The sequence below is a fragment of the Streptomyces sp. NPDC059002 genome, assembly GCF_042740435.1.
GTDB lineage: Bacteria > Actinomycetota > Actinomycetes > Streptomycetales > Streptomycetaceae > Streptomyces.
Window position 1 is genome coordinate 179,918 of the sequence record NZ_JBHYJI010000007.1, and the last position, 21,207, is coordinate 201,124.

Sequence of the window (21,207 nt, forward strand, 5' to 3'; positions counted from 1 at the left end):
GAGCGGGGACGGTGCTGAGGTCATCGCCGGCTGCGCCGAGCTCGTCCTCAAACGCCGGACGGGCTGGATTTCTCAGCTGTAGATGATCATCGAGCCCTGCGCCAAGCTCCTCGTCGTCGCCGCGTGCAGGCCCAGCCAGACGTGGCGTTCCCTCGCGAAGGGGCTTTCGTCCGGCGGGGCGGGGGCCGCCGGTTCCTCCAGGGATGTGGGTGCCGCCGGCGGGGTCGGGGCCAGGGGCGGGTTCGACGGGTCTATGCCGATGGACGGGGCCACGAACTCCAGCTCGCGCAGGAGCGCCTGGGCCGAGCCCAGGGGGCCGCCGCCCGCGAGGAGTTCGTCGTTGGACAGCGGTGCGGGGAAGTCCACGGGGACGTACGCGCCCGCGTGGTCGTAGTGCCAGACCAGGTGCGACTGCTGGGCCGTCGCGTCGAACATCTCCAGGAGCTGTTCGTAGTCGCCGCCCAGTTCGTCGACCGGTGTGACCTCCAGGCCGCAGATCCGCAGCAGGTAGGCGCGGCGCAGGAAGTGCAGCGCGTCGTAGTCGAAACCGGCGACCGGTGCGACGTCGCCGGACAGGCCCGGCATGTAGGAGAAGACGGGGACCGAGGGGAGCCCGGCCGCGTGCAGCGCCTTGTCGTAGGCGGCGATCTCTTCCGCGAAGGGGTTGTCGGGGCTGTGGCACAACACATCGACGAGCGGGACCAGCCACAGGTCGCAGGCCAAGAAGGACTCCTCAAGTCGGCTCGGTTCGGGACCGTCGCGGCGGCCGGGACCGCCGGGCCGGTCAGGACGTCGGACGTCGTGCGTTGCCTCGCGTGCAGGCAGCGTAGTCGGGCGGCGGGCCGGTCAGGACCCCTCGTGCAGATCCCAGACCCATACCCCGCCTACCCACTTTCCAGGGCGGCCAAGGAGCGCGTCCACGGTCGCGCGCAGTTCCCTGTCGTGCTCCTGCGGCGCGAGGACCAGGAGGCCCGCCTTCCAGTACGTCAGGTCCTCGCGGGCCTCGGCCTGCCAGGCGGGCGTGATCTTCGGGACGCGGCCGACCTCGCGGACCTGGCGCAGCAGGTTCGAGGTGTTGCGCGGCGCGGGTCCGTAGATGCCGACGCGGTCCGGGCCCCAGGGGCCGTTGAAGTAGCCGCCGGGCAGCCGGAAGCCCAGGTCCGCGGTGGTCTGCCAGTGCAGGCCCTCGGCGTTGGCGGGGTCGGGGACCGGCACCGGGACGAGGGTCTCGTCCGGGCCGAGGTGGTGGCGCCAGGTGCCGTCCGCGATGAACGGCGGCACCTCGATGCGGTCCACGGCCGTCAGGGGCGCGGGCGCGATCGGAAGCAGCGCGAGGGCGAAGGCCGCGATGCCGAGGCGGCGGCCCCGCCACCGGGAGGCGAGCAGTCGCGCGAGCGCCAGCGCGAGGAGCATGCCGAGCGCCGGGGCGCACACCATCGCGACCCGTGATTCGATCACCGACTCGAAGAGCGGCCGGTCGGCGAGCGCGGCCCAGGGGCCCGGCAGCACGATGCCGGTGAGCGGGATGCGGAACTTCGGGCCGAGGGAGAGCAGCGCCGCCGCGCACACCGTGAACGCCAGCGCCTTGACGACCGCGCGCTCCCAGAGGCGTACGACGATCGCGAAGGCGAGCGCCACCAGGGGCCAGCCGTAGAAGGCGTTCTGCTCGGTGGGGTTCATGGAGAGGTTCGCCGCACTCTCCTTGCCGCCCGCGAGGGAGCGTTCGGCGAAGGAGATCAGGGCGAGCGGGCTGTTGCCCGCGTTGTCGCCGTGCAGGACGCTCTTGTAGCTCTGCGGGCCGAAGAACTGCCACCACAGCGGGAACGCGACGAGCGGGACGGTCACGGCGAGGGCGATCCCGATGCCCCGGGCCAGCGGCCGCCACGCCTCGCGCGCCACGTCGGGGCGCGCCACCGCGTAGGCGACGGCGAAGAGCAGCATGCCGACGGCGGCGAGCAGCAGCGGCTCCTCGCCGAGGAAGATCTGGTACGTCGCGAAGAGGCCGAGCAGGATCCCGTCGCGTACGACGCGGGTGCCCTCGCAGAGCCGCAGCGCCCTCTCGATGATCGGCGGGATCATGAAAAGGACGATGAAGTTCGGGTGGGCGTTCGCGTGGCTGACCATCGGGGGCGCGAAGGCGGCGAGGGCCGCGCCGACGGCGGCCGCGCCCCGGTGCCGTACGAGCCGCCTGCGGATCAGCCGGTACCAGGCGACGGCGGTGAGGGCGAGGCCCCCGGTCATCGCCACATTCAGGGCGACCGCGGGGCCGAGGAGCCAGGTCACCGGGGCGAGCGGGACGGAGAGGCCGAGCATGACCGTGTTGGCCATGAGGTTCACGCCGTCGGGGAAGTTCTGGAGGGTGGTGAAGAGCGGGTTGTGGAGGTGGCGGACGTTGTCGGCCGTCACCGCGAAGAACCACTCCCACTGGTTCTGGTCCTGCATCGAGTCGGGGATGTAGCGCCCGCCGGGATCCACCCAGCGGCCCGAGTAGAGGAAGCAGGACAGGGCCAGGAAGAGCCCCTCGACGAGCAGGTCGGCGCGGCGGACGGTGCGCATCTTCAGGACGGTCAGCTCGGCCAGGACGCGCACGTAGTCGAGGGGCCTGACCTTCGATCCCTCCTGGTGGGACCAGCGCACGGGCACCTCGGCGACGGGCCAGCCCGACCGCCGGAAGTACTGCAGTATCTCGACGTCGATGCCCCAGCCGTGCAGCCTGGACGCGGCGAACGCCGCACGCGCCCGGTCGCCGTCGAACAGCTTGAAACCGCACTGGGTGTCGCGGATGCCGGGGACGGCGACCGCGCGTATGAGGAAGTTGCCGGTACGTCCGAGGAGCTCGCGCAGGCGGTGCTGGCGGGCGCCGATGGTGGCGCCGGGTCTGGCGCGCGAGCCGATCGCGGCCGCGTGCCCCTCGGCGAGCGCCTTGGCGAGGTCGTCGAGCTCCTCGATGGGGGCGGCGAGATCGGCGTCGGTGACCAGGACGCGGCGGCCGTACGAGGCGAGGACGCCGAGGCGCAGGGCGTGGCCCTTGCCGCGGTTGCGGTCGCCCGCGACGAGATGGACGCGGGGGTCGGCGGCGGCCGCCTCCGCCGCTATCTCCGCCGTACGGTCGGTCGAGCCGTCGTCCACGACGATCAGCTCCCACTCGCCGTGGTCCGACGACTCCAGGTGGTCCGTGATCGCGGCAAGGGTGGGGCCGAGGCGCCGCTCCTCGTTGTACGCGGGGACGACGACCGTCAGATCCACGCTCATTCAGCGGCCAGTCGCTCGATGAGGTCGAGGGAGTGCGCGTTGTACTCCACGACGATCTCGTGGGCGGCCAGCGGATCGCGGCGCACCAGGGCGTCCACCAGCTCGGTGTGCCGGGACCAGAGTCTGCCGCGCAGGTCACCGCCGTTGCGGTCGCTCTCGCGGCGCAGATGCGTGACCGCGCAGACCCAGGACTTCACCCGGAGCCTGTGCAGGAAGTCCGAGAGGTAGGGGTTGCCGAAGAGGGCGCTCAGCTCGCGCCAGAAACGCAGGTCGTAGCCGATCAGTACGTTCAGGTCCCCCGCGCAGGCCGCGCGCGCCGCCTCCTCGCCGCGGCGGCGTACGGAGATGAGGGCGTCGCCGGCGTCGGGCCTGGCCTCGCCGTTCGCCACCAGCTCCCGGAAGATGCCGTCCGAGACGAGACTGCGGGCCTCCAGCATGCCGCGGTAGTCGTCCAGGGTGTGCTCGTGGACGCGGAAGCCGCGGTGCTGGTCGGCGTCCAGGAGGCCCTGCGCGGTGAGGTTCACCAGGGCCTCGCGGACGGGGGTCGCGGAGACGCCGTACTGCTCGGCGATCTCCTTGACCGTGAACTCCTGGCCCGGCTCGAGTCTCCCCGCGAGGATCTCGTCGCGGAGTGCGTCGGCGATCTGCTGGCGCAGAGTGCTGCGGATGACGGCGGGGCCGTCGGGACCGGGCATGGTGGTGGGCCTCCCCCGCGGAGTCTGGCGTGGTCGCCTGCGTGGTCGTGTTGCTGTCGTCTTGCTTACGAGCACGTCAGACTACGTCGTCCAGGTTCCGCGGGGTCCTTGCCTCCTTCACAGCTGGTCTGCACCGGGGGTTGTGCCCACCCTTCCCCAAGCTCTCGGCTTCGCTCGAGCAGGGGAGACCCCACTCGCCCTGCGGCACGCCTGCCCACAACGGGGCGACGGGCTACGCCGTGTGCTCGTCCGCCACCGTCAGCGCCGCGTCCAGGGCCGCCAGGCCCTCCTTTGCCTCTGCCTCCGTGATGTTGCACGGGGGGACGACGTGGGTGCGGTTCATGTTGATGAAGGGCCAGATGCCGTTGTTCTTGGCGGCCGCGCCGAAGGCGGCCATGGGGGCGTTGGCCTCGCCGGTGGCGTTGTAGGGGACGAGCGGCTCGCGGGTCTCCCGGTTCTTCACGAGTTCGAGCGCCCAGAACATGCCGACGCCGCGCACCTCGCCGACCGAGGGGTGGCGGGCGGCGAGTTCGCGCAGGCCGGGCTCGATGACCTGGGCGCCGAGGTGCGCCGCGTGGTCGACGATGCCCTCCTCCGCCATGACGTTGATCGTGGCGACGGCCGCGGCGCAGGCCAGCGGGTGGCCGGAGTAGGTGAGGCCGCCCGGGTAGGGGCGCTTGGCGAAGGTCTCGGCGATCTTCCCGGAGATGGCGACGCCGCCGAGCGGCACGTAACCGGAGTTCACGCCCTTGGCGAAGGTCATCAGGTCGGGCGTGACGTCGAAGAGGTCGGCGGCGAACCACTCGCCGGTGCGGCCGAACCCGGCCATGACCTCGTCGAGGACGAAGACGATGCCGTACTTGTCGCACAGCGCGCGGACGCCCGCGAGGTAGCCGGGCGGCGGGGTCATGATGCCCGCGGTGCCGGGGATCGTCTCCAGGATGATCGCGGCGACGGTCGCCGCGCCCTCGTAGACGATGGTGTCCTCAAGGTGCTGGAGCGCGCGCTCGCACTCCTGCGCCTCCGTCTCCGCGTAGAAGCGGGAGCGGTACAGGAACGGCGCCCAGAAGCGGGCGACGCCCGCCGAGCCGGTGTCGGAGGCCCAACGGCGCGGGTCGCCGGTGAGGTTGATGGCCTGCTGGGTGCCGCCGTGGTACGAGCGGTAGGCGGCGAGCACCTTCGGCCGGCCCGTGTGCAGACGGGCCATGCGGATGGCGTGCTCGACGGCGTCGGCGCCGGCGTTCGTGAAGAAGATCTTGTCCAGGTCGCCCGGGGTCCGCTCGGCGATGAGGCGTGCGGCCTCGGAGCGGGCCTCGACGGCGAAGGCGGGCGCGAACGTCGTCATCGTCGCCGCCTGCTCCTGGATCGCGGCGACGACCTTCGGGTGCTGGTACCCGATGTTGGTGTAGACGAGGCCGCTGGTGAAGTCGAGGTAGCGGTTCCCGTCGTAGTCCCAGAAGTACGAGCCTTCGGCACCGGCGACGGCGAGCGGGTCGATGAGTTCCTGGGCGGACCAGGAGTGGAAGACGTGTGCGCGGTCCGCGGCCTTCACGGCGGCGCCGACCTGCGGATTCGGCTGAGGGGTCATGGGGCCGAGGGTAAATGTCCGCGGAGTGGACACGACATGGGCGTCCTGTCTGGCGTGGGGGGCGGAACCCGACAATGTGTCGTGCGACGGGCTTGAGCGGGGATTGTTGTGCGGCCCCACGGGGCTGGTGTTCTTGCGCAGTTCCCCGCGCCCCTGGCGGAGCCGTGGCTCAGTCGTCGTCTGTGTCCGGGACCACCTTTGCCCGGGGGCCCTTGGGGGTGCAGTGGAGTTCGTAGGGGAGGTCTTCCTGTTCGTCGTCGTCGCTGGGCTCGGCTTCGAGGCGGGCCACTGCCGCGGGGCCGCGTTCGACGTCGTCGTCGATGTGGAAGCCGTCGGCGGGGCTCCAGGAGATGAGGCGGATGGTGCCGTCGGGGCGGCACTCGACGGTTGCGGAGCCACCGGTGAAGCGGACCGTGGAGCGCTCGGCGGAGGGTGAGGGCTTGGTGGTCGGCCGGTCGGGAGGAGACTCGGTGGACTTCCCTGAGGGGGACTCCGATGCCGCTCTGGCCAGCGCCCTGCGTACCGCGTCCTCGTCCAGGGGGCTGCTGTGCGCCGCGTCCCCCCGGCTGTCCGAACCGGCCAACTGCCAGGCGCCAAGCGCCCCTGCGGCCGTGCCCACGGCCACCCAGGCCGCCGTGACGACGGCGCTCCGCCACTTCCTCATCCCGCCACTGTGCCGCATCGTTTCCTAACGTCCGGTTAAGCCCCCACAAAGGCCCGCTTCCCGTCCCTGACTACGGTGGTTGTATGGCACATCTTCTCGTCGTCGAGGACGATCCCCAGCTCCGCGGCGCGCTGGTGCGGGCGCTGCGCGACAAGGGCCACGCGGTGGCGACCGCGCCGAACGGCATGGCGGGCCTGGACGCGGCGGTGACCAGCAGGCCCGACCTGGTCGTCCTCGACCTGGGCCTGCCGGACGTCGACGGGGCCCAGGTCCTGCGCATGCTGCGTGCGGTGAGCGACGTGCCGGTCATCGTGGCGACGGCCCGCGACGACGAACCGGAGATGGTCACGGTCCTGGAGTCGGGGGCCGACGACTACATCGTCAAGCCGTTCGGCGCGGCCCAGCTGGACGCCAGGATCAAGGCGGTGCTCCGTCGCCTGGGGGTGTCGGAGACCGAGGAGCCGCTGCGGGTGGGCGAGCTCTCCATCGATCCGACCTCCCGCGAGGTGACCCTCGACCGCGCTCCCCTCGACCTCACCCCGCGGGAGTTCGACCTGCTCGCCTATCTGGCACGCCACCCCGGCCAGGTGATCTCACGGCGCGAACTCCTCGCCGAGGTCTGGCAGCAGCCCCTGGGCGGCGCCGACAAAACGGTCGACGTCCATCTCTCCTGGCTCCGCCGCAAGTTGGGCGAGACGGCCCAGGCGCCCCGCTATCTGCACACGGTCCGCACGGTCGGCGTGAAGCTGACGGCTCCCGACGGCACGAACGCGAGCGCGGACGCGGAGGACGAGCGCTGATGCGCCGCAGTCTTCTCCTCCTGACCGCGGCGACCACGGCGCTGGTCCTCACCGCCCTCCTCGTCCCCCTCACCCTCCTCACCCGCACCCACGCCGCCGACCGGGCCACGGCCGAGGCGACCGCACGGGCCCAGTGGGTCGCCCACGCGATCGGCCCTGCCCTGGCCACCGGCACCGAGCGGGAGACCGCCGAGCAGACGGTGGAGAGCGTCAACGGCAAGGATCTGCCCACGACTTCGCTGATCCTCGCCGACGACACCGTCATCGGCCTGCCGGGACATCAGGCGCGCACGCCCCTCACCGACGCCGTCCGGCTGGCCCGTACGGGGCGGGCCTTCACCTATGAGCCGAAGTCCGGCGGACGTCTGGTCCTGGTTCCCGTGCAGGGCGCGAAGGACGGCACGGCGGTGGTCCAAGTGACGCTGACCGAGCAGCAGTTGTACGCGGGGACGCTGACCCCGTGGCTGGTTCTCGCCGGTATCGGGGTGGGCCTCGTCCTCCTGGGCCTGCTCCTCGCCGACCGCCTGGGCGCCCGGCTCGTCGGCGCGACCCGTCGCCTCGCCCGCACCGCCGACCGTCTCGCGGCGGGCGATCTGACGGCCCGGGCCACCCCGGAGGGCCCGCCCGAACTCCGCCTGGTGGCGGGCGAACTGAACCGGCTCGCCGCCCGCATCGACGAACTCCTCACCGCGGAGCGGGAGAACGCCGCGGACCTGGCCCACCGGCTGCGCACCCCGGTCGCCGCGCTGCGCCTGGACGCGGAGACCCTCCGCGACGAGGACGAGGCCCGCCGCATCGCCGCGGACGTCACGGCGCTCGAGCACAGCGTGGACGACGTGATCCGCAAGGCGCGGCGTCCGCTGCGGGACGCGCCCCGGGCGGATCTGGCGGCGGTGGCGCGCGCCCGTATGGCGTTCTGGCAGCCGCTGGCGGAGGACCAGAACCGTACGACGGGAACGGACACCCCCGAGGGCGAGGCGCCCGTCCCCGTCCCGGTTCCCTCCGACGAACTGGCCGCCGCCCTGGACGCCTTGATCGGCAACGTCCTGGACCACACCCCTCAGGGCACGCCCTTCCACGTCACGGTCCGCGCCCTGCCCGAGGGCGGCGCCGAACTCACGGTCACCGACGAGGGGCCCGGCTTCCCGGACACGACGGCACCGGCCCGCGGCACGAGCGGCGCGGGCTCCACGGGCCTGGGCCTGGACATCGCACGCCGGACGGCGGAGGACGCGGCGGGACGGTTCGAGGCCACGGGCTCCGCCGACGGCGTCCGGGTCACCCTGACGTTCCCGCCCGTGGAAACGCGGTCCGCACCGCCCGGGCCCACTTGTTGATGCCCAGCTCGGGCCGCACGGCCGCGTAACCGCCGCAGTACTTCGTGAAGTCCGCGGCCCGCACCCCGTACCGGTGGAGCACCCGGTCGGCCTCGGTGAGGTGCCCCTTGGTCTTGGTCTCCACGAGGACGAGCCCGCTGTCGGCGGCGGCGCTGCGCCCCGTCACGGTGTCGCGCACGACGAGCCCCGCGTCGCACGTGATGCGCTGCCCGTCGGCGACGAAGGTCGCGCGCTGGTAGTCGGTGACCAGCGAGGTGACGAGCCCGTCGGGCGCGTCCACGCCGTACGACCCGCGCAGCACTCCGGAGAGGAAGCCGCGCCGGGCGCCGTCGAGGACGTGGTCGTCGCCTTCGAGCCGCTGACGGTGCTTGACCGTCTCGCCGCGCCCGCTCTTGAGCTTGATCTCGAACTGCCGCTCGCCGCTGTCCTGGTAGACGCGCTCCCGGATCCGGTAGCGGAGCCTGCGCCCCTGCCGGTGGTCGTGGAAGGTCACGAGTTCAGGGGTGTCGTAGTACGTCGAGTGGTACCGGAACCACCTCTTCCCCCCGATGCTGAGCGCCCGGAAGGGGCCGCCCCGGCGCCGGGGGTCGGTGAGGAGCGCCGCGAGATCCTCGAAGATCTCGACGGGCACGAGATAGCTGTTGTCGTAGCGGGCGAGCAGTTCCGCCCTGGCGTTCACCTCGTCAAGCGCGATGGGGTGCGCGGCGAGCGCGGCGCGGCCGATGGCGCGTACGGCGGGGTTCACACGGTCTCCTTCGGGTGGCTGGGGGCGATCGTGCGGGACCGGGTCGTGCGTCGTCGTGGTTGCTCCGACGTGCGTCGAGCTGTCATACGTACGAACTCCCCGGGCCGTACGGAAGGTTCCGGTTGCCGGAATCGAACTTCCAGGACCATGAGATCGCGCACGTAGTCGACCTCCTGGACGGTCCAGCCGAGCGGCTCACCGAGACGCCGCGCCAACTCGGCCCGCAGCGCCGTCTCTTCGCGGTAGACGGCGTCCAGCGTGACGACGGCACGCCGGTCGTGCGCGAACAGGCGGGGGTGGTCGGCGCCGTACATCACAAGCAGCAGGACGGCGGCGAGTCCGGCGGCGATGGGCAGGTCGAGCGCGGGAAGTCCGCAGAGCAGGCCGAGCACCAGGGTGATGAAGTAGTAGGCGACCTCCTGGTGCTGGAGGGCGTCGGAGCGCAGCCGCACGATCGAGAGCACGCCGAAGAGCCCGAAACCGAGGGCGAGCCCGCCGTTGCCGCCGACCGTGCCGAGCCCCGCGACGACCGCGAACAGGGCGACGTTCAGGGCGAGATACGCGGGGACCAGCTCGCGCCTGCGGTGCCGTGGATAGAAGACGCCGAAGGTCAGCAGCGTGACGGCGGCCAGGTCGAGGCCCAGGTGGGCGCTGAGAGTCAGTGTGCTGTCCATGCCGAGGACGCTAGGGACGGGCGGGTTAACGCCGCCCCTCATGGACGTTAACGAAGCGGCCTCCGGGGACAGGGCGCACCTCACCCCCTCCCATTGACAGCATGCTGCCTTCTTGACAGCATGCTTACATAAGCGGCAGACCACGCACCGAGGAGGCCCCCATGTCCCGCAAGCCCGTCCACCTGGCCGTCTACGACACGCTCGCCGACTGGGAGACCGGCCACACCACCGCATGGCTGGCCCGCTTCGGCTACGAGATCCGCACGGTCGGCCCCTCGGCGGCCCCCGTCACCAGCATCGGCGGGCTCCGGATCCAGCCCGACCTGACGCTCGCGGAGCTGCGGCCCGAGGACAGCTCGCTGCTGATCCTGCCGGGCGCCGACCTCTGGGACACCGGCACCGACCTCGCGCCCTTCGCCCGCACGGCCCGCGCGTTCCTCGGCGCGGGCGTGCCGGTCGGCGCGATCTGCGGGGCCACGGCGGGCCTCGCCCGCGAGGGCCTGCTCGACGACCGGGCGCACACCAGCGCGGTGTCGATGTACCTGGCGGCCACCGGCTACCGGGGCGGCGAGCGGTACGTCGACACGGACGCGGTCACCGACGGCGATCTGATCACGGCGGGGCCGACCGAGCCGGTCGCGTTCGCCCGGGAGATCTTCGGCAGGCTCGGCGACGTCCTCGACGCCGAGAAGCTGGACGCCTGGTACCGGCTCTTCCACGACTCGGACCCGGCGGCCTACGTGACGCTCAACTCCTAAGGTCAACTCCTCGGCAGAAGGCGACAGAAGGCGATAGAAGGCGACAGATGACCGACGCAGAAATCCGCGCCCAGCAGGACCTGCTCAGCCGCACGGCCCTGACCGTCTTCCGGCTCAACGGCCAGTTCCTCGCCAGGTCCGAGGAGCTCGCGAAGCCCGCCGGGCTCACCGCCGCCTGGTGGCAGGTGCTCGGCGCCGTGCTGCGCGAGCCTTCCCCAAGCTCTCCGAGCAGGGGAGGCCCCATGCCGGTGGCGGGGATCGCCCGCGCGATGGGCATCACACGGCAGAGCGTGCAGCGCGTGGCGGACCTCCTCGTGCGCGAGGGCCTCGCCGCGTACGCACCGAACCCGGCGCACCGCCGCGCCAAGCTGCTGCGGCCGACGGACGAGGGCCGCGCCGCCGTCGCGCGCATCGAGCCGGGTCACGCGGAGTTCGCGGGGTGGCTCGCGGCCGCGCTCGGGGAGGAACAATTCGCCGAAACCGTACGCGTGTTGGAACGCCTGTCCGAGGTGCTCGACACCGGCGCGGACCCGGGTGCGGAACCCGTTACGGAACCGTAGAGACCAGGCCGTCCCTCGCTGTCGTACCGCCGCACTATCCTCACTCTGTTGCACACCAAAGGGGGAGGTCGGTGCGGCGATGGAAAGGCTCGGACCAGGAGATCCGCAACGGATCGGGGCGTACCGGCTGTTGGCCCGGCTCGGTGCCGGCGGCATGGGTCAGGTGTATCTCGCACGGTCCGGCCGGGGCCGCACGGTAGCGGTCAAACTGGTCCGCCAGGAGCTCGCCGAGCAGGAGGAGTTCAGGAACCGCTTCCGGCAGGAGGTCGCCGCCGCACGGCAGGTGGGCGGCGCCTGGACCGCGCCGGTTCTCGACGCGGACACCGAGGCGGCGATCCCGTGGGTGGCCACGGGGTATGTCGCGGGGCCCTCGCTGCAGAGCGTCGTCTCGCACGAGCACGGCCCGCTGCCCGAGCGGTCCGTGAACATCCTCGCGGCCGGACTCGCCAACGCCCTCAAGGACATTCACGCCGCGGGCCTCGTCCACCGCGACCTGAAGCCGTCGAACGTCCTGGTCACCATCGACGGCCCGCGCGTCATCGACTTCGGCATCGCACGCGCCCTGGAGACCGTCACCGACGGCGGCCTGACCCGCACGGGCGCGCTGGTCGGCTCGCCCGGGTTCATGGCGCCCGAGCAGGTGCGCGGCGACCGGATCACCCCGGCCTGCGACGTGTTCTGCCTGGGTTCCGTCCTCGCGTACGCGGCCTCGGGCGCCCTGCCCTTCGGCACCGCCAACAGCGGTGTGCACGCGCTGATGTTCCGCATCGCGCAGGAGGAGCCCGACCTGGAGGGCATCCCCGAGAGCCTCTCCGAACTGATCGCCGCATGCCTGCGCAAGGACCCGGAGGCCCGCCCCTCCCTGGACGAGATCCTGGAGCGCACGGGCGCGCAGGACACCCTCAGCGAGGGCGGGCGCACCCTCGAACCGTGGCTCCCGGGAGCCCTCGTGGCCCAACTGGGGCGGCACGCCGTGCAGTTGCTGGAGACGGAAGACCCAGACGAGTCAGCCGAGGCGGACGAGGCGGACCCCGGCGCGGGCAGCACCGCTCCCGCTGCGGCGGGGACGAAGACCCCGGACGCCGCACCGGCCCCTCCGGACACCCCCGGCGACCCGGGCCCGGCCCCAACTCCCGTGCCCGGACCGGTAGATGACGGCGAGGACACACCCCCGCCCCCCGGCCGCCCCGGCACCGCGCCCCTGGACCACCTCCCCACCATGGTCTCGGGTCAGCCCGCTGCCCCCACGCCCCCGCCCTCGTCCCCCGCCCCTGCGTACGGCCACCCCCAGCAGCACCCCGCCCCCGCCGCCTACGGCTACCCGCAGCAGCACCCGTACGCCAAGCCGTCCGGCTTCGGCCCCACTCCCCCGTACGGCCCCGGCGGCTACGCTCCCGCGCCCGAACCCCCGCGCCGCAGCGCCCGTTCGACCGCCGCGCTCATCGTCGTCGCGTTGATAGTGGCCATCGGAGCGGGCGGCACCGTCTACGCGGTGATGAACGACGACGGCACCGACACGACGAGGAGCAGCGACGCCAAGAACTCCGCGAGCGGCGCCCCGACGACGCCGGGACCCAGCTCGCAGAGCCCGGAGCCGACCCGGCGCGACTCGACGACACCCGCCGCCGACGAGGGCGGCGTGCCGGAGAAGTACCTGGGCACCTGGACCGGCGGACTCGACAACGACGCGGGCCACAGCACCCGCGAACTCACCCTCCAGCAGGGCGAGGTGGGCGACACCGTGCTCTCGGTGACGGCCGAAGGACCCACCAAGGACGGCGGCACCTACCGCTGCGTCTTCCAGGGAAAGCTGGAGTCCGCGTCCGGCGACCGGCTGCACATCGGCCCCACCGAGGTCACGTTCGGCGAGCCCATGTCGTCCTGCACCCCGGGCGAGCCGAGCGTCGTCACGATCCTCGGCAACGGCAAGCTCCGGCGCGCGAACACGGACGGCAGCGGCGAGTTGACGTACGACAAGTCGGGCTGAACCGGCGGCGAACAACCGCCGAAGAGACGGGGAAGCCGCCGCCGGGAGCCGTCGCGCGCCCTACTGTCACCGCCCATGGAGTGGCTGAGCACCGAAAACGTCATCGCCGTGCTCACGGCGGTCCTCGGCCTGCTCGCCACCGTCGGCGCCCTCTGGTACGAACGCCGGGTGCCGCGCCGCAAGCGCATCGGCTACCGCGTCCAGATGGACACCGCCATAGGCGACAACGTCCGCACCGGCGGCGCCAACGCCCGGCTCGGGCTCTTCGACGAGACCCCCGAGATGTCGGATGCCACGCTCGCCCTGCTGCGGGTCGAGAACGACGGCTCGCAGGAGATCACCGACGCCGACTACACGGGCCGCGCCCTGCACGGCCTCACCGCCGTCTTCACCGGCCGCACCATCCGCGGCCTCGCGGTCACCGCGCCGCCCGGCGCCGACCATCTGATGGAGCACTTCACGCCGGGCGCGGGCCTGCGCTACGAGGGCAGCACCCTGCACATCCCGCGCGTCCCGCTCAACCGCGGCCGGCACTACAAGCTGCTCGTCCTGCTCACCGGCGGCCCCGTCGGCGGCGACATCACCATCTCCGGCGGCATCCAGGCGGGCGAGGTCCAGCCGAACCGCTCGACCACCCCGGACGACAAGCCGCCGCTCCTGTCCGGGCCCGCCAGGATCCTGACCGTCCTGCTCACCCTGTCCGTCGTCACGCTCGCCTCGATCATCGTGCTGCGCGACGACGACCCGCCGCCCATCGAGTGCGCCACCGGCAGCCTGACGGTGCTCGGCTCGACGGCGTTCGCGCCCGTCGCCGAGGAGCTCGCGGACAAGTACGAGAAGGACTGCCCCGGCTCCGACATCGAGGTCAGCGCGCACGGCAGCACGTCGGGCGTGCGCGAACTGGACGACGAGGGAAAGAAGTTCAAGGGGGAGCACCCCGGGTCGCCGCCCCTGATCGCGTTCTCCGACGGCCCCAAGTCCGACGGCTTCCCGCGCCTCGCCGGGTCCCGCGTGGCGGTCTCCCTGTTCGCCCTCGTCCTCAACGACCGCGTACCGCTGCGGAATCTGACCCTTCCGCAGGTACGGCGCATCTACCGCGGCGACGTACGCAACTGGAAGGAACTCGGCGGGCCCGACCTGCCCGTCGTCCTTGTCAGCCGCGGCTCCAGCTCCGGCACCCGCGACACGCTCCAACGCCGCGTCCTGAACGGCGCCTTCGAGATCAAGGCGTCGTCGAACGACTGCCTGAGCAAGGACGACCCCTCGGTCCCCGTCACCCGCTGCGAACTCGACTCCACCGACCAGGTCATCGACGCCGTCGAACGCATCCCCGGCGCCCTCGGCTACAGCGAACTCCGCGCGGCCGGCGACCTCAAGGGCCTGCACCGCCTCAACCTGGAAGGCCACGAGCCCTCCGTCGAACAGCTCTCGCGCACCGACTACCCCTACCGCGAGATCGAGTACGCCTACACCTACGGCCTGCCGCCCGCCGACTCCCTGGCCTCCAGCTTCCTCGCCTACGCGCGCGGCAACGGCCTCGACGTCATCCGCACCCACGGCCATCTGCCCTGCGCCACCCCCGAGGGCCTGCGGATCTGCGGCGCCGACGCGGCCGACTGACCCCCCGGCGCCCCCGTACTCACTCGGCGGCCACCACGACCACGCTGTCCCCCGGCCCCAGGGTCACCCGCCTCGCCTTGTCCGGATTGAGCCGCACCCCGAAGCCGGGCGCGGCCCCGGCCTCCGACTGCAGGCGGTAGCCGATGGCGCACTGCCCCTGGCGGCGGGCCGACTCGACGACGGTCGCGTACGAGACCTCCTGTCCCGCCCGCACATAGTCACCGGCCGGCTTGAGGTAGATCTCGCTGCCCTCGGCGTTGCCCAACTCCCGGAAGAGACCGGCCAGTCGGCGGTTCTCCGCGACCTGCGTCATCAACAGGCTGATGATCTTGCCGCTGACGATGAAGTCGGCGCCCGCGCTGATCGGGGCGAGCGCCCTGCTGCGGTCGTCGGCCATCTCCGTGACCACGGGCAGCTCACGGTCCATGGCCTGCTCAAGGGCGCGCAGATGGAGCAGCGTGACCAGGGTCTCCCCGTCGGACACGGGTCCTGTGCGGCCCTCCTCGTCCTCGTAGCCGAGCACCACGACACTGTCGTACGACGCGACGTCGAGCGCCGCGAGCACCTCGGGCCGGTCCGTCGCGGCGCTGCGGAAATCGACCTTCAGCCGGGTCGTCGGGGTGATCCGGGCCGCCTCCTCCGCGGGCCGCCCGCCGCGCGCCACGACGTCCAGGGCCGAACCCGCTGCGACATATCCGTCGAGCTGCTCGATGATCAGCGGGGCCCTGCGGTTCCAGCCGAGCAGCAGGATCCGCTCCGGGACCGGCTTGCGCGGTACGGGCAGCACCATCGCGGTCTCGTCCGGCTCGGGCACCTGGCCCGACCCCGCGGGCTCGACCGCGTCGTCGTCGCCCGCCACCACCACGACGAGGTCGTCGGCGCGGACCGTCGTGGCGGCGGGCGGATTCACCGCGACCGTGCCGTCCGCGCGCACCAGGCCGACCACCGAGGAGTCCCGGTAGGCGAGCAGCGCCTCACCGAAGGCCCGGCCCACCAGGTCCGGGGGCGGCGGGACCGTGTAGAACTCGTCGCCCGCGAAGTCGAGCAGCTGCTCGTAGACGAGCGAGAGTCCCGGCTGGCGCGAGGTCTGCACGATGAGCCTGGCCGTGGTGTCGTCGATGTTCAGGACGCTGCTGTCGGGCCCCGCGGCGAGACAGGCCGCCGCGTGGTGCCTGCCGTCGCGCACCGCGGCCACGAGGTGGGCGCCGCCCCGGTGCCCCGCGTCGCTGTTCACGGCGAGCAGCGTCCTGATGACCTGGGCGTCGCCGTCCTCGTCGGCGGGCGTGACGACGAGCACGGAACGGGCCGTGTGCAGCCCCACGCGCCCGATGACGGCCGGGTCGCAGGTGTCACCGGTCCGGCAGATCACCCGGGTGCTGCGGGTCTCGGGCACCTGCGTGTGGATGTCGCTCTCCATCGCCAGCTTGTCCCGGTCGGCGAGGATCGCCACGGCCGCCCTGCGGTGGTTGGCATTGGCCTCGACGAGCTCACTGACGATCGGGAAGACCTGGTCGGACCAGCCGAGCACGACGGTGTGCCGCTCCTCGATCACCGCGGACCTGCCGAGGCGCAGCGACATGATCTTCCGGTTCACCCCCGTCGTGATGAGCCCCACGAGCGTGGACGCGAAGAACAGCGCGACCAGGGCGAGCAGCACGGACAGCGCCACATAGGCGGGCGTGCCGACCGCGCCGCCCAGCTTGAACGTGCTGCCGATGCTCTTCCAGATCGCCACGGCCTGGTTCGTGAGGGTCGTCGGCGTGTTCTTGTCCGCCCAGACGAGCGCGGCGCTCGCCGGCACGACGATCACGAGACAGAACAGCGTCAGCCACCCGATCAGGGCAGGCGTGCCCCGCGCCATGGTGTTGTCGAACCAGTAACGCCAGCGCTGCCTGACGGTGGGCTTGCGGACCTCGGTCATGCGACACCCTCCCCTCACGGGCAGGCCACGGACAGTGACGCTGGGCACGGACGGTGACTATTCATGATCGTCCGATGGGGGGGCGGGGTTCGCAACGTGGGAACCCCGCCCCGGGCGGTCAGCCCTCGATCCGGATGGCCCGGATACCCGTGCCCCGATAGCGGATCGGCGCCCTGGTCAGCACCGGGCGGCCACGCGGCCACTCGGCCGACGGCAGTGCGAGGTGCAGCGCATGCGCGCCGCCCCAGTCCGCCGCCTCATCGATCCGCAGCCGCTTGCCGACGGCAGCGGCCGCCGCGAAGTCGAGCTCGGTGATGTCGATGCACGAGAGCGAGCCGACGTGCTCGGCGACGCCCGCACGGTCACGCTCGGCGGCCGCGAGGGCCAGGGCCGGGACGTAGACCTTGAGGGCCGGGTCCTTCTCGGCCTCGACCACCAGGCGGGACGCCATCCGATTGCCCGCCCCGAGCGCCAGCGCCGCGGTGTCGTCGAAGATGACGGCGCGCGGCAGCGGGTACTTGTCCTTCTTCACTGGACCTCCCCGATGCGCCCGGCCTCAAGGTCGGCCCAGAGCTGCTCGCCCGCCTTCTCATCCTCTTCCGTGTAGGGCCCGCCGAGGAAGTGCTCCTCGACGTAGGCCTTCGTCTCCTCGTACCGCCGCCGCAGCTCTTCCTTGGTGGGGGTGGCGCCCGCGAGCTGCGCGACCAGATCACGCATGGTCATCCCGCGCTCGCGGGCCAGCTCCAGGAGGCGGTCACGGACAGCGGGGTCGACCTTGATCGTGGTGTCAGCCATGACGAAAGTATACTGGCGGTATACCGTCTCCGGGCGTTCGAGTGCGATGGTCATGGCACTCCGTTTCTTTCGAAGGACCCGGCCGCACGGACGCGGGCCGGGAGTCTGAGACGCGCCGCCCCGCTCAGGCAGGCGGCGGCGCGGCCACCCCCCGCAGGGCGGCCCTGACCGCAACCCCGCCGCGCTGCGCGGCGGCGACGAACCCGGGCCGCCCCGGAACACGCGTCTCCGCACCCTCCGCCGGCGGCCTCGGCGCAGGAGGCGCGGCGGGCAGCTTCCGCCGCAGCCGGTCACCGAGGAGCGCGACCGCCGAGTACACACGCGGCGGCAGCCCTTGCGTCAGCGCCGCCCGCACCCCCGCGTCGCTCACGCCCACCGCCCACCACTCCTCGACGAGCGGCGCGAGGCGGACCGCTTCGGCGGCACCGAGCGCGAGCCGGGGCTCGCTGCGCCCCAGGGAGCTCAGCAACCGGGCGGCGGCGCCCGGCGGTTCGGGGGACGGGGGCTCGGGCGACCGCGGCTCGGGCGACCGCGGCTCGGGGGAGGGAGGTCTTTCTTCCCTGGTCTTTTCTCCCGAAGGGAGAGGGCCCGCCGCCCCGGAGGCCGACTCGCCGGAGGCCAAGTTCTGAACTTTTTTCCCGTCACCCTCTCGGGGCTCCTCGTCGTACGGAGTGTCGAACACCTCGTAGACGGTGCAGAGTTGGCCGTTCCCGCGGTCCTTGTGCACGGCCCGCCGCAGATACCGGGATTCCTCCAGCTCACGCAGGGCGGCGGCGACCCGCATCCGCCCTTCCTTGCGCTGCTCGGCCAGCGAACGGACCGTGGCGCGGGCGCCGTTCGGAAGGCTGAGGAGGTACATCAGTACGCCTGCCGCGCACCAGGAGATGCTCCGGTCACGGAGAAGGGAGTTGGCAAAGCTGGAGAAGGCGCGCGTGGGCGTCGTACGATGGATGCGCATCAGGAGGTCTTGCTCCGGGTGTCGAGCCCCCGGGTGTTGTCGCACCGCGGGGGCGTTCTCTGCGCGGCCGTCGGACCGCGCTGTTCGCGGCGACTCTATGGGCATGCAGAGCAGCAAGCGCAAGCCAGAACTCCCTTTTGCGGGGCTGGAGTTCACATTCTTCACTCCTGAGAGTTAAGCGCGGTCCGCAGGAGCAGTGTGTGCACGAGGCGCCCCTGGGCCAGGGGCCGGTAGCGCCAGCTCAGGGGCCAGGTCCAGCCCTCGAGCGCGGGTACGGGGACGTACGAGATGAGGCTCGGCCCCGACGTCAGGCGCGTCACACCGTCCGGCCATGGACGGTGCGACGTACTGCCGACCGGCACGAGGAAGTACACCGAGCGCCGCCCGTTCGCCTCCTCGACGACGGGCCCCGGGTCACCTCCCGTGAGCCGCGCGAGCTCGTCCGCGAGGGCACGGCCCGCGTCGCCGTCGACCCGGACCGCGTCGAACTGGACCCCCGCCTTGCGGAGTTGGAAGCCGGTGGCGGGAATCCACGCAGGAATCCAGTCGACCTGCACGTTTTGCGTGTTCATGGATTCAGGTAAGCGGGTGCGGGTTAGCTTCTTCTATGACTCCGCGTCGACCGCCACTGACCGTGGGGATACGGCAGGGGCGGGTTGGGACCGGTTGAGTTCGGTTGAGTTCGGAGGTGACCGCAATGGCGCGGTCCGAGAACAAGGACGAGGCGGGCGGGGCGACCCGTCTCGTCGCCGACCTGGCAAAGGCACTGCGGGAGCAACAGCAGCTGTCGCAGGAGAAGTTGGGCGACCTGATCGGCTACACCGGCTCGGCGATCAGCGCGATGGAGACGTGCGCGCAGCCCGCGAGCGAGCAGATGCTGGTGAAGCTGGAGGAGACGATCGGGTCGGGGCTGGGGATTTTCGAGAAGGCGCGGAAGTACGTCTTGATGGAGAAGTACCCCGTACGCTTCCGGGGCTTCTCCGCGATGGAGGCGGAGGCCGTCACCCTCTCCTCGTACGAGACGCTGGTCGTAGACGGCCTCTTCCAGACGGAGGACTACGCGCGGGCGCTGATCGGTGGCAGCTATCCCGCGGTGTCGGAGCAGAAGCGGGACGAGTTGGTCGAGGCACGGATCGCCCGCAGGAGTCTCTTCGACCGGAGCCCGGCACCGATGATCGAGCTGATCCTCGAAGAGTCCGTGCTGCGCCGCCCGTTCGGCAGTTGGGAGACCCAGCGCGGGCAACTGCGCGCTCTCGCCGAGGATGCGCAGCGGGCCAATGTCACCGTGCAGGTCCTGCCACTGGACCGCGGACTGCGCGGGACGTACGCGGGCGACCGCGGCCCGATGAAGCTCGTGGAGACCAAGGACCACGAGCACGTCGTCTACATGGAGATCGAGGACCAGGGCATCCTGGTCAGCGAACCGGCGGAAGTCTCCCAACTGGCGCACCGCTATGCGAAGATCCGCGCACAGGCCCTCAGCCCCGACCAGTCGCTGAGCCTGATCGAGCGGTTGGCAGGAGGAGAGACATGACCGGCACCTTGCGGTGGTTCAAGTCGAGCTACAGCGACGGCGGCGGGGGGAACTGCCTCGAAGTCGCCTACGCCTGGCGGAAGTCGTCGTACAGCGACGACGGCGGCGGGAACTGCGTCGAGGTGGCGGCCTGCCCCGAGGCCGCCACCGCCACGCACATCCGCGACTCCAAGGCCCCCCAACTCCCCCATCTCACCGTCCAGACCGCCACATGGAAACGATTCGTCGACTGGACGAAGTGACGAAGTGAAGTGACGTGACGTGAAGCAGGGACCGCGAGTCCGGATCGGTCAGGAGCGGTAGCGGGGGAACTCGGCGGTGTCGACGGACCACGCGCCCATCTGCACGGTGTCGCCGAACTTGTAGTGGCGCGGGGCGTCCGCGTAACGGGGCTCTCCCGCGGCCGTGTCGGGACCGGAGTGCACGGTGATCGTGCCGTCACGGGGGTCGACGATCACGTAGACGGGGATGCCCATGCGGGGGTAGTCGCGGAGTTTGGCGACGTAGTCGCGGCCCGGGTCCGAAGGGGATACGACCTCGATGACCACGGATACGTCAGGCGCGAACGCGGCGAAGTCCGCGGTCTCCTGCTCGTCCGCTTCCTTCGTCATGACAAGGAGATCCGCGGTGCGGCACAGGCCGAGCTCAGGGTGGTCGACCCGTGTCTCGGCGAGTGTGACCGCGTCCGGGTCCTGGGACAGGATCTGGAAGATGATCCGCGCGACGATCTTTCCATGCGGCTTCGATGGGGACATCATGTGGACGGTGATCTCCTGGTTCGTGATGTCTGCCCGCACCACGTCGCCACGGTTCTCCACCTGGGCCTCAATGACCTCGACGAATTCCGCGAGCCGCTGATACGTGACCTTCTGCCCTGCTGGCTCCACCGGCTGCGCACTCATCGGCCTACTCCTCGCTCGGGCATGTCGGAGATGCCCTTCCACCGTAACGCCGCTCGCTGCCATGCCCCGCAGTCTCGCCGGACATGCGCAAGGGGCGGGTCGCTTTCCCCTGCGACCCACCCCTTGGGGTGAACGGAAACCAGAGGGCTCAAGAGGGCTCAGATGAACGAGTTGATCTCGATCGACCCGTCACGGCTCCGGACCCACGCCCGGCTCGGACGGGGCGGGCGGGTGGGAGAGGGCAGCGCCCCAACGCACCGGGCCACCAACTCACCACCCGGACACCCCGGCCGACGCGCCACACCGGGGCACGCCGGTCGACGCCACATCGGGGCACCCCGGCCGACCCGTCACGGCCCCGGGCCCGCGCCCGGTTCGGACGGGGCGGGTGGGTGGGAGAGGGCGGCGCCCCCACGC

Annotated in this window: 21 protein-coding genes; 8 read left to right on the forward strand and 13 right to left on the reverse strand. The window is 71.7% G+C overall.

What is annotated here, in order from left to right; all coding sequences use genetic code 11:
• Positions 1-72 precede the first annotated feature (72 nt).
• The 5 genes from ACFWZ2_RS09610 to ACFWZ2_RS09630 all read right to left on the reverse strand — a co-directional run bounded on the left by ACFWZ2_RS09610 (position 73) and on the right by ACFWZ2_RS09630 (position 6,199).
• Positions 73-723, reverse strand: a complete 651-nt coding sequence (locus ACFWZ2_RS09610) for a hypothetical protein (RefSeq protein ID WP_384544095.1) — start codon at positions 721-723, stop codon at positions 73-75.
• Positions 724-846: 123 nt separating this feature from the next.
• Positions 847-3,252, reverse strand: coding sequence for a glycosyltransferase (locus ACFWZ2_RS09615; RefSeq protein ID WP_384544097.1), 2,406 nt, complete (start codon positions 3,250-3,252; stop codon positions 847-849).
• Positions 3,249-3,947: a GntR family transcriptional regulator gene (locus ACFWZ2_RS09620; protein WP_384544099.1), complete on the reverse strand. Its 699-nt coding sequence runs from the start codon at positions 3,945-3,947 to the stop codon at positions 3,249-3,251. The genes ACFWZ2_RS09615 and ACFWZ2_RS09620 overlap by 4 nt, the downstream gene beginning before the upstream one ends.
• Before the next feature lie 232 nt (positions 3,948-4,179).
• Positions 4,180-5,535 carry an aspartate aminotransferase family protein gene (locus tag ACFWZ2_RS09625; protein WP_384544101.1) on the reverse strand — a complete coding sequence of 452 codons (1,356 nt, stop codon included), beginning with the start codon at positions 5,533-5,535 and terminating at the stop codon, positions 4,180-4,182.
• A 169-nt stretch (positions 5,536-5,704) separates the two neighbouring features.
• Positions 5,705-6,199, reverse strand: a complete 495-nt coding sequence (locus ACFWZ2_RS09630) for a hypothetical protein (RefSeq protein WP_384544103.1) — start codon at positions 6,197-6,199, stop codon at positions 5,705-5,707.
• 83 nt (positions 6,200-6,282) lie between these two features.
• Between ACFWZ2_RS09630 and ACFWZ2_RS09635 the strand changes: the two genes are divergently transcribed.
• Positions 6,283-6,999 carry a response regulator transcription factor gene (locus ACFWZ2_RS09635; RefSeq protein WP_384544105.1) on the forward strand — a complete coding sequence of 239 codons (717 nt, stop codon included), beginning with the start codon at positions 6,283-6,285 and terminating at the stop codon, positions 6,997-6,999.
• Positions 6,999-8,336 (forward strand): sensor histidine kinase, encoded by a 1,338-nt coding sequence (locus tag ACFWZ2_RS09640; RefSeq protein ID WP_384544107.1) that lies wholly within the window; start codon positions 6,999-7,001, stop codon positions 8,334-8,336. Before ACFWZ2_RS09635 ends, ACFWZ2_RS09640 begins: the two co-directional genes overlap by 1 nt.
• Here the strand turns inward: ACFWZ2_RS09640 and ACFWZ2_RS09645 are convergent.
• Together ACFWZ2_RS09645 and ACFWZ2_RS09650 are read right to left on the reverse strand one after the other, a co-directional pair.
• The gene (locus ACFWZ2_RS09645; protein ID WP_384544110.1) at positions 8,278-9,081 is read right to left on the reverse strand and encodes a VTC domain-containing protein; all 804 of its coding nucleotides are present in this window, start codon (positions 9,079-9,081) and stop codon (positions 8,278-8,280) included. The genes ACFWZ2_RS09640 and ACFWZ2_RS09645 overlap by 59 nt on opposite strands.
• A complete protein-coding gene (locus ACFWZ2_RS09650; RefSeq protein WP_384544112.1) occupies positions 9,078-9,755 on the reverse strand; it encodes a DUF4956 domain-containing protein in 678 nt (225 codons plus the stop codon). The genes ACFWZ2_RS09645 and ACFWZ2_RS09650 overlap by 4 nt, the downstream gene beginning before the upstream one ends.
• 161 nt (positions 9,756-9,916) lie before the next feature.
• On the opposite strand from ACFWZ2_RS09650, the gene ACFWZ2_RS09655 reads away from it, so the two are divergent.
• From ACFWZ2_RS09655 to ACFWZ2_RS09670, 4 genes are all read left to right on the forward strand, one after another.
• On the forward strand, positions 9,917-10,513 hold the full coding sequence (locus tag ACFWZ2_RS09655) for a DJ-1/PfpI family protein (RefSeq protein ID WP_384544114.1): 597 nt from the start codon (positions 9,917-9,919) through the stop codon (positions 10,511-10,513).
• A 47-nt stretch (positions 10,514-10,560) separates the two neighbouring features.
• Positions 10,561-11,073, forward strand: a complete 513-nt coding sequence (locus ACFWZ2_RS09660; protein ID WP_384544116.1) for a MarR family winged helix-turn-helix transcriptional regulator — start codon at positions 10,561-10,563, stop codon at positions 11,071-11,073.
• Between the two features lie 79 nt (positions 11,074-11,152).
• Entirely contained in the window at positions 11,153-13,060 is a 1,908-nt protein-coding gene (locus ACFWZ2_RS09665) for a serine/threonine-protein kinase (protein ID WP_384544118.1), read from the forward strand.
• A gap of 75 nt (positions 13,061-13,135) precedes the next feature.
• A complete protein-coding gene (locus ACFWZ2_RS09670) occupies positions 13,136-14,680 on the forward strand; it encodes a substrate-binding domain-containing protein (protein WP_384544120.1) in 1,545 nt (514 codons plus the stop codon).
• A gap of 19 nt (positions 14,681-14,699) precedes the next feature.
• Here the strand turns inward: ACFWZ2_RS09670 and ACFWZ2_RS09675 are convergent, their stop codons facing one another.
• The 5 genes from ACFWZ2_RS09675 to ACFWZ2_RS09695 form a co-directional block, all read right to left on the reverse strand.
• Positions 14,700-16,601 carry an NAD-binding lipoprotein gene (locus tag ACFWZ2_RS09675; protein ID WP_384544123.1) on the reverse strand — a complete coding sequence of 634 codons (1,902 nt, stop codon included), beginning with the start codon at positions 16,599-16,601 and terminating at the stop codon, positions 14,700-14,702.
• A gap of 118 nt (positions 16,602-16,719) precedes the next feature.
• The gene (locus ACFWZ2_RS09680; protein ID WP_384544125.1) at positions 16,720-17,133 is read right to left on the reverse strand and encodes a hypothetical protein; all 414 of its coding nucleotides are present in this window, start codon (positions 17,131-17,133) and stop codon (positions 16,720-16,722) included.
• A complete protein-coding gene (locus tag ACFWZ2_RS09685) occupies positions 17,130-17,396 on the reverse strand; it encodes a hypothetical protein (protein ID WP_384544127.1) in 267 nt (88 codons plus the stop codon). Before ACFWZ2_RS09685 ends, ACFWZ2_RS09680 begins: the two co-directional genes overlap by 4 nt.
• 124 nt (positions 17,397-17,520) lie before the next feature.
• On the reverse strand, positions 17,521-18,354 hold the full coding sequence (locus ACFWZ2_RS09690; RefSeq protein ID WP_384544129.1) for a hypothetical protein: 834 nt from the start codon (positions 18,352-18,354) through the stop codon (positions 17,521-17,523).
• Positions 18,355-18,515: 161 nt separating this feature from the next.
• Positions 18,516-18,926: a hypothetical protein gene (locus tag ACFWZ2_RS09695; RefSeq protein ID WP_384544131.1), complete on the reverse strand. Its 411-nt coding sequence runs from the start codon at positions 18,924-18,926 to the stop codon at positions 18,516-18,518.
• 116 nt (positions 18,927-19,042) lie between these two features.
• Here ACFWZ2_RS09695 and ACFWZ2_RS09700 point away from each other — a divergent pair, with 116 nt between their 5' ends.
• Together ACFWZ2_RS09700 and ACFWZ2_RS09705 are read left to right on the forward strand one after the other, a co-directional pair.
• The gene (locus tag ACFWZ2_RS09700; RefSeq protein ID WP_384544133.1) at positions 19,043-19,888 is read left to right on the forward strand and encodes a helix-turn-helix transcriptional regulator; all 846 of its coding nucleotides are present in this window, start codon (positions 19,043-19,045) and stop codon (positions 19,886-19,888) included.
• Positions 19,885-20,130 carry a DUF397 domain-containing protein gene (locus ACFWZ2_RS09705; RefSeq protein WP_384544135.1) on the forward strand — a complete coding sequence of 82 codons (246 nt, stop codon included), beginning with the start codon at positions 19,885-19,887 and terminating at the stop codon, positions 20,128-20,130. The genes ACFWZ2_RS09700 and ACFWZ2_RS09705 overlap by 4 nt, the downstream gene beginning before the upstream one ends.
• 48 nt (positions 20,131-20,178) lie before the next feature.
• Here the strand turns inward: ACFWZ2_RS09705 and ACFWZ2_RS09710 are convergent, their stop codons facing one another.
• Positions 20,179-20,790: a Uma2 family endonuclease gene (locus ACFWZ2_RS09710; RefSeq protein ID WP_384544137.1), complete on the reverse strand. Its 612-nt coding sequence runs from the start codon at positions 20,788-20,790 to the stop codon at positions 20,179-20,181.
• Positions 20,791-21,207 lie beyond the last annotated feature (417 nt).

Coding starts and splice junctions, on each gene's coding strand:
- ACFWZ2_RS09675 (WP_384544123.1), bottom strand. CDS start 16,601: ATGACCGAGGTCCGCAAGCCCACCGTCAGGCAGCGCTGGCGTTACTGG.
- ACFWZ2_RS09690 (WP_384544129.1), bottom strand. CDS start 18,354: ATGCGCATCCATCGTACGACGCCCACGCGCGCCTTCTCCAGCTTTGCC.
- ACFWZ2_RS09705 (WP_384544135.1), top strand. CDS start 19,885: ATGACCGGCACCTTGCGGTGGTTCAAGTCGAGCTACAGCGACGGCGGC.
- ACFWZ2_RS09630 (WP_384544103.1), bottom strand. CDS start 6,199: ATGAGGAAGTGGCGGAGCGCCGTCGTCACGGCGGCCTGGGTGGCCGTG.
- ACFWZ2_RS09635 (WP_384544105.1), top strand. CDS start 6,283: ATGGCACATCTTCTCGTCGTCGAGGACGATCCCCAGCTCCGCGGCGCG.
- ACFWZ2_RS09695 (WP_384544131.1), bottom strand. CDS start 18,926: ATGAACACGCAAAACGTGCAGGTCGACTGGATTCCTGCGTGGATTCCC.
- ACFWZ2_RS09655 (WP_384544114.1), top strand. CDS start 9,917: ATGTCCCGCAAGCCCGTCCACCTGGCCGTCTACGACACGCTCGCCGAC.
- ACFWZ2_RS09620 (WP_384544099.1), bottom strand. CDS start 3,947: ATGCCCGGTCCCGACGGCCCCGCCGTCATCCGCAGCACTCTGCGCCAG.
- ACFWZ2_RS09665 (WP_384544118.1), top strand. CDS start 11,153: ATGGAAAGGCTCGGACCAGGAGATCCGCAACGGATCGGGGCGTACCGG.
- ACFWZ2_RS09640 (WP_384544107.1), top strand. CDS start 6,999: ATGCGCCGCAGTCTTCTCCTCCTGACCGCGGCGACCACGGCGCTGGTC.
- ACFWZ2_RS09650 (WP_384544112.1), bottom strand. CDS start 9,755: ATGGACAGCACACTGACTCTCAGCGCCCACCTGGGCCTCGACCTGGCC.
- ACFWZ2_RS09710 (WP_384544137.1), bottom strand. CDS start 20,790: ATGAGTGCGCAGCCGGTGGAGCCAGCAGGGCAGAAGGTCACGTATCAG.
- ACFWZ2_RS09660 (WP_384544116.1), top strand. CDS start 10,561: ATGACCGACGCAGAAATCCGCGCCCAGCAGGACCTGCTCAGCCGCACG.
- ACFWZ2_RS09625 (WP_384544101.1), bottom strand. CDS start 5,535: ATGACCCCTCAGCCGAATCCGCAGGTCGGCGCCGCCGTGAAGGCCGCG.
- ACFWZ2_RS09615 (WP_384544097.1), bottom strand. CDS start 3,252: ATGAGCGTGGATCTGACGGTCGTCGTCCCCGCGTACAACGAGGAGCGG.
- ACFWZ2_RS09685 (WP_384544127.1), bottom strand. CDS start 17,396: ATGGCTGACACCACGATCAAGGTCGACCCCGCTGTCCGTGACCGCCTC.
- ACFWZ2_RS09670 (WP_384544120.1), top strand. CDS start 13,136: ATGGAGTGGCTGAGCACCGAAAACGTCATCGCCGTGCTCACGGCGGTC.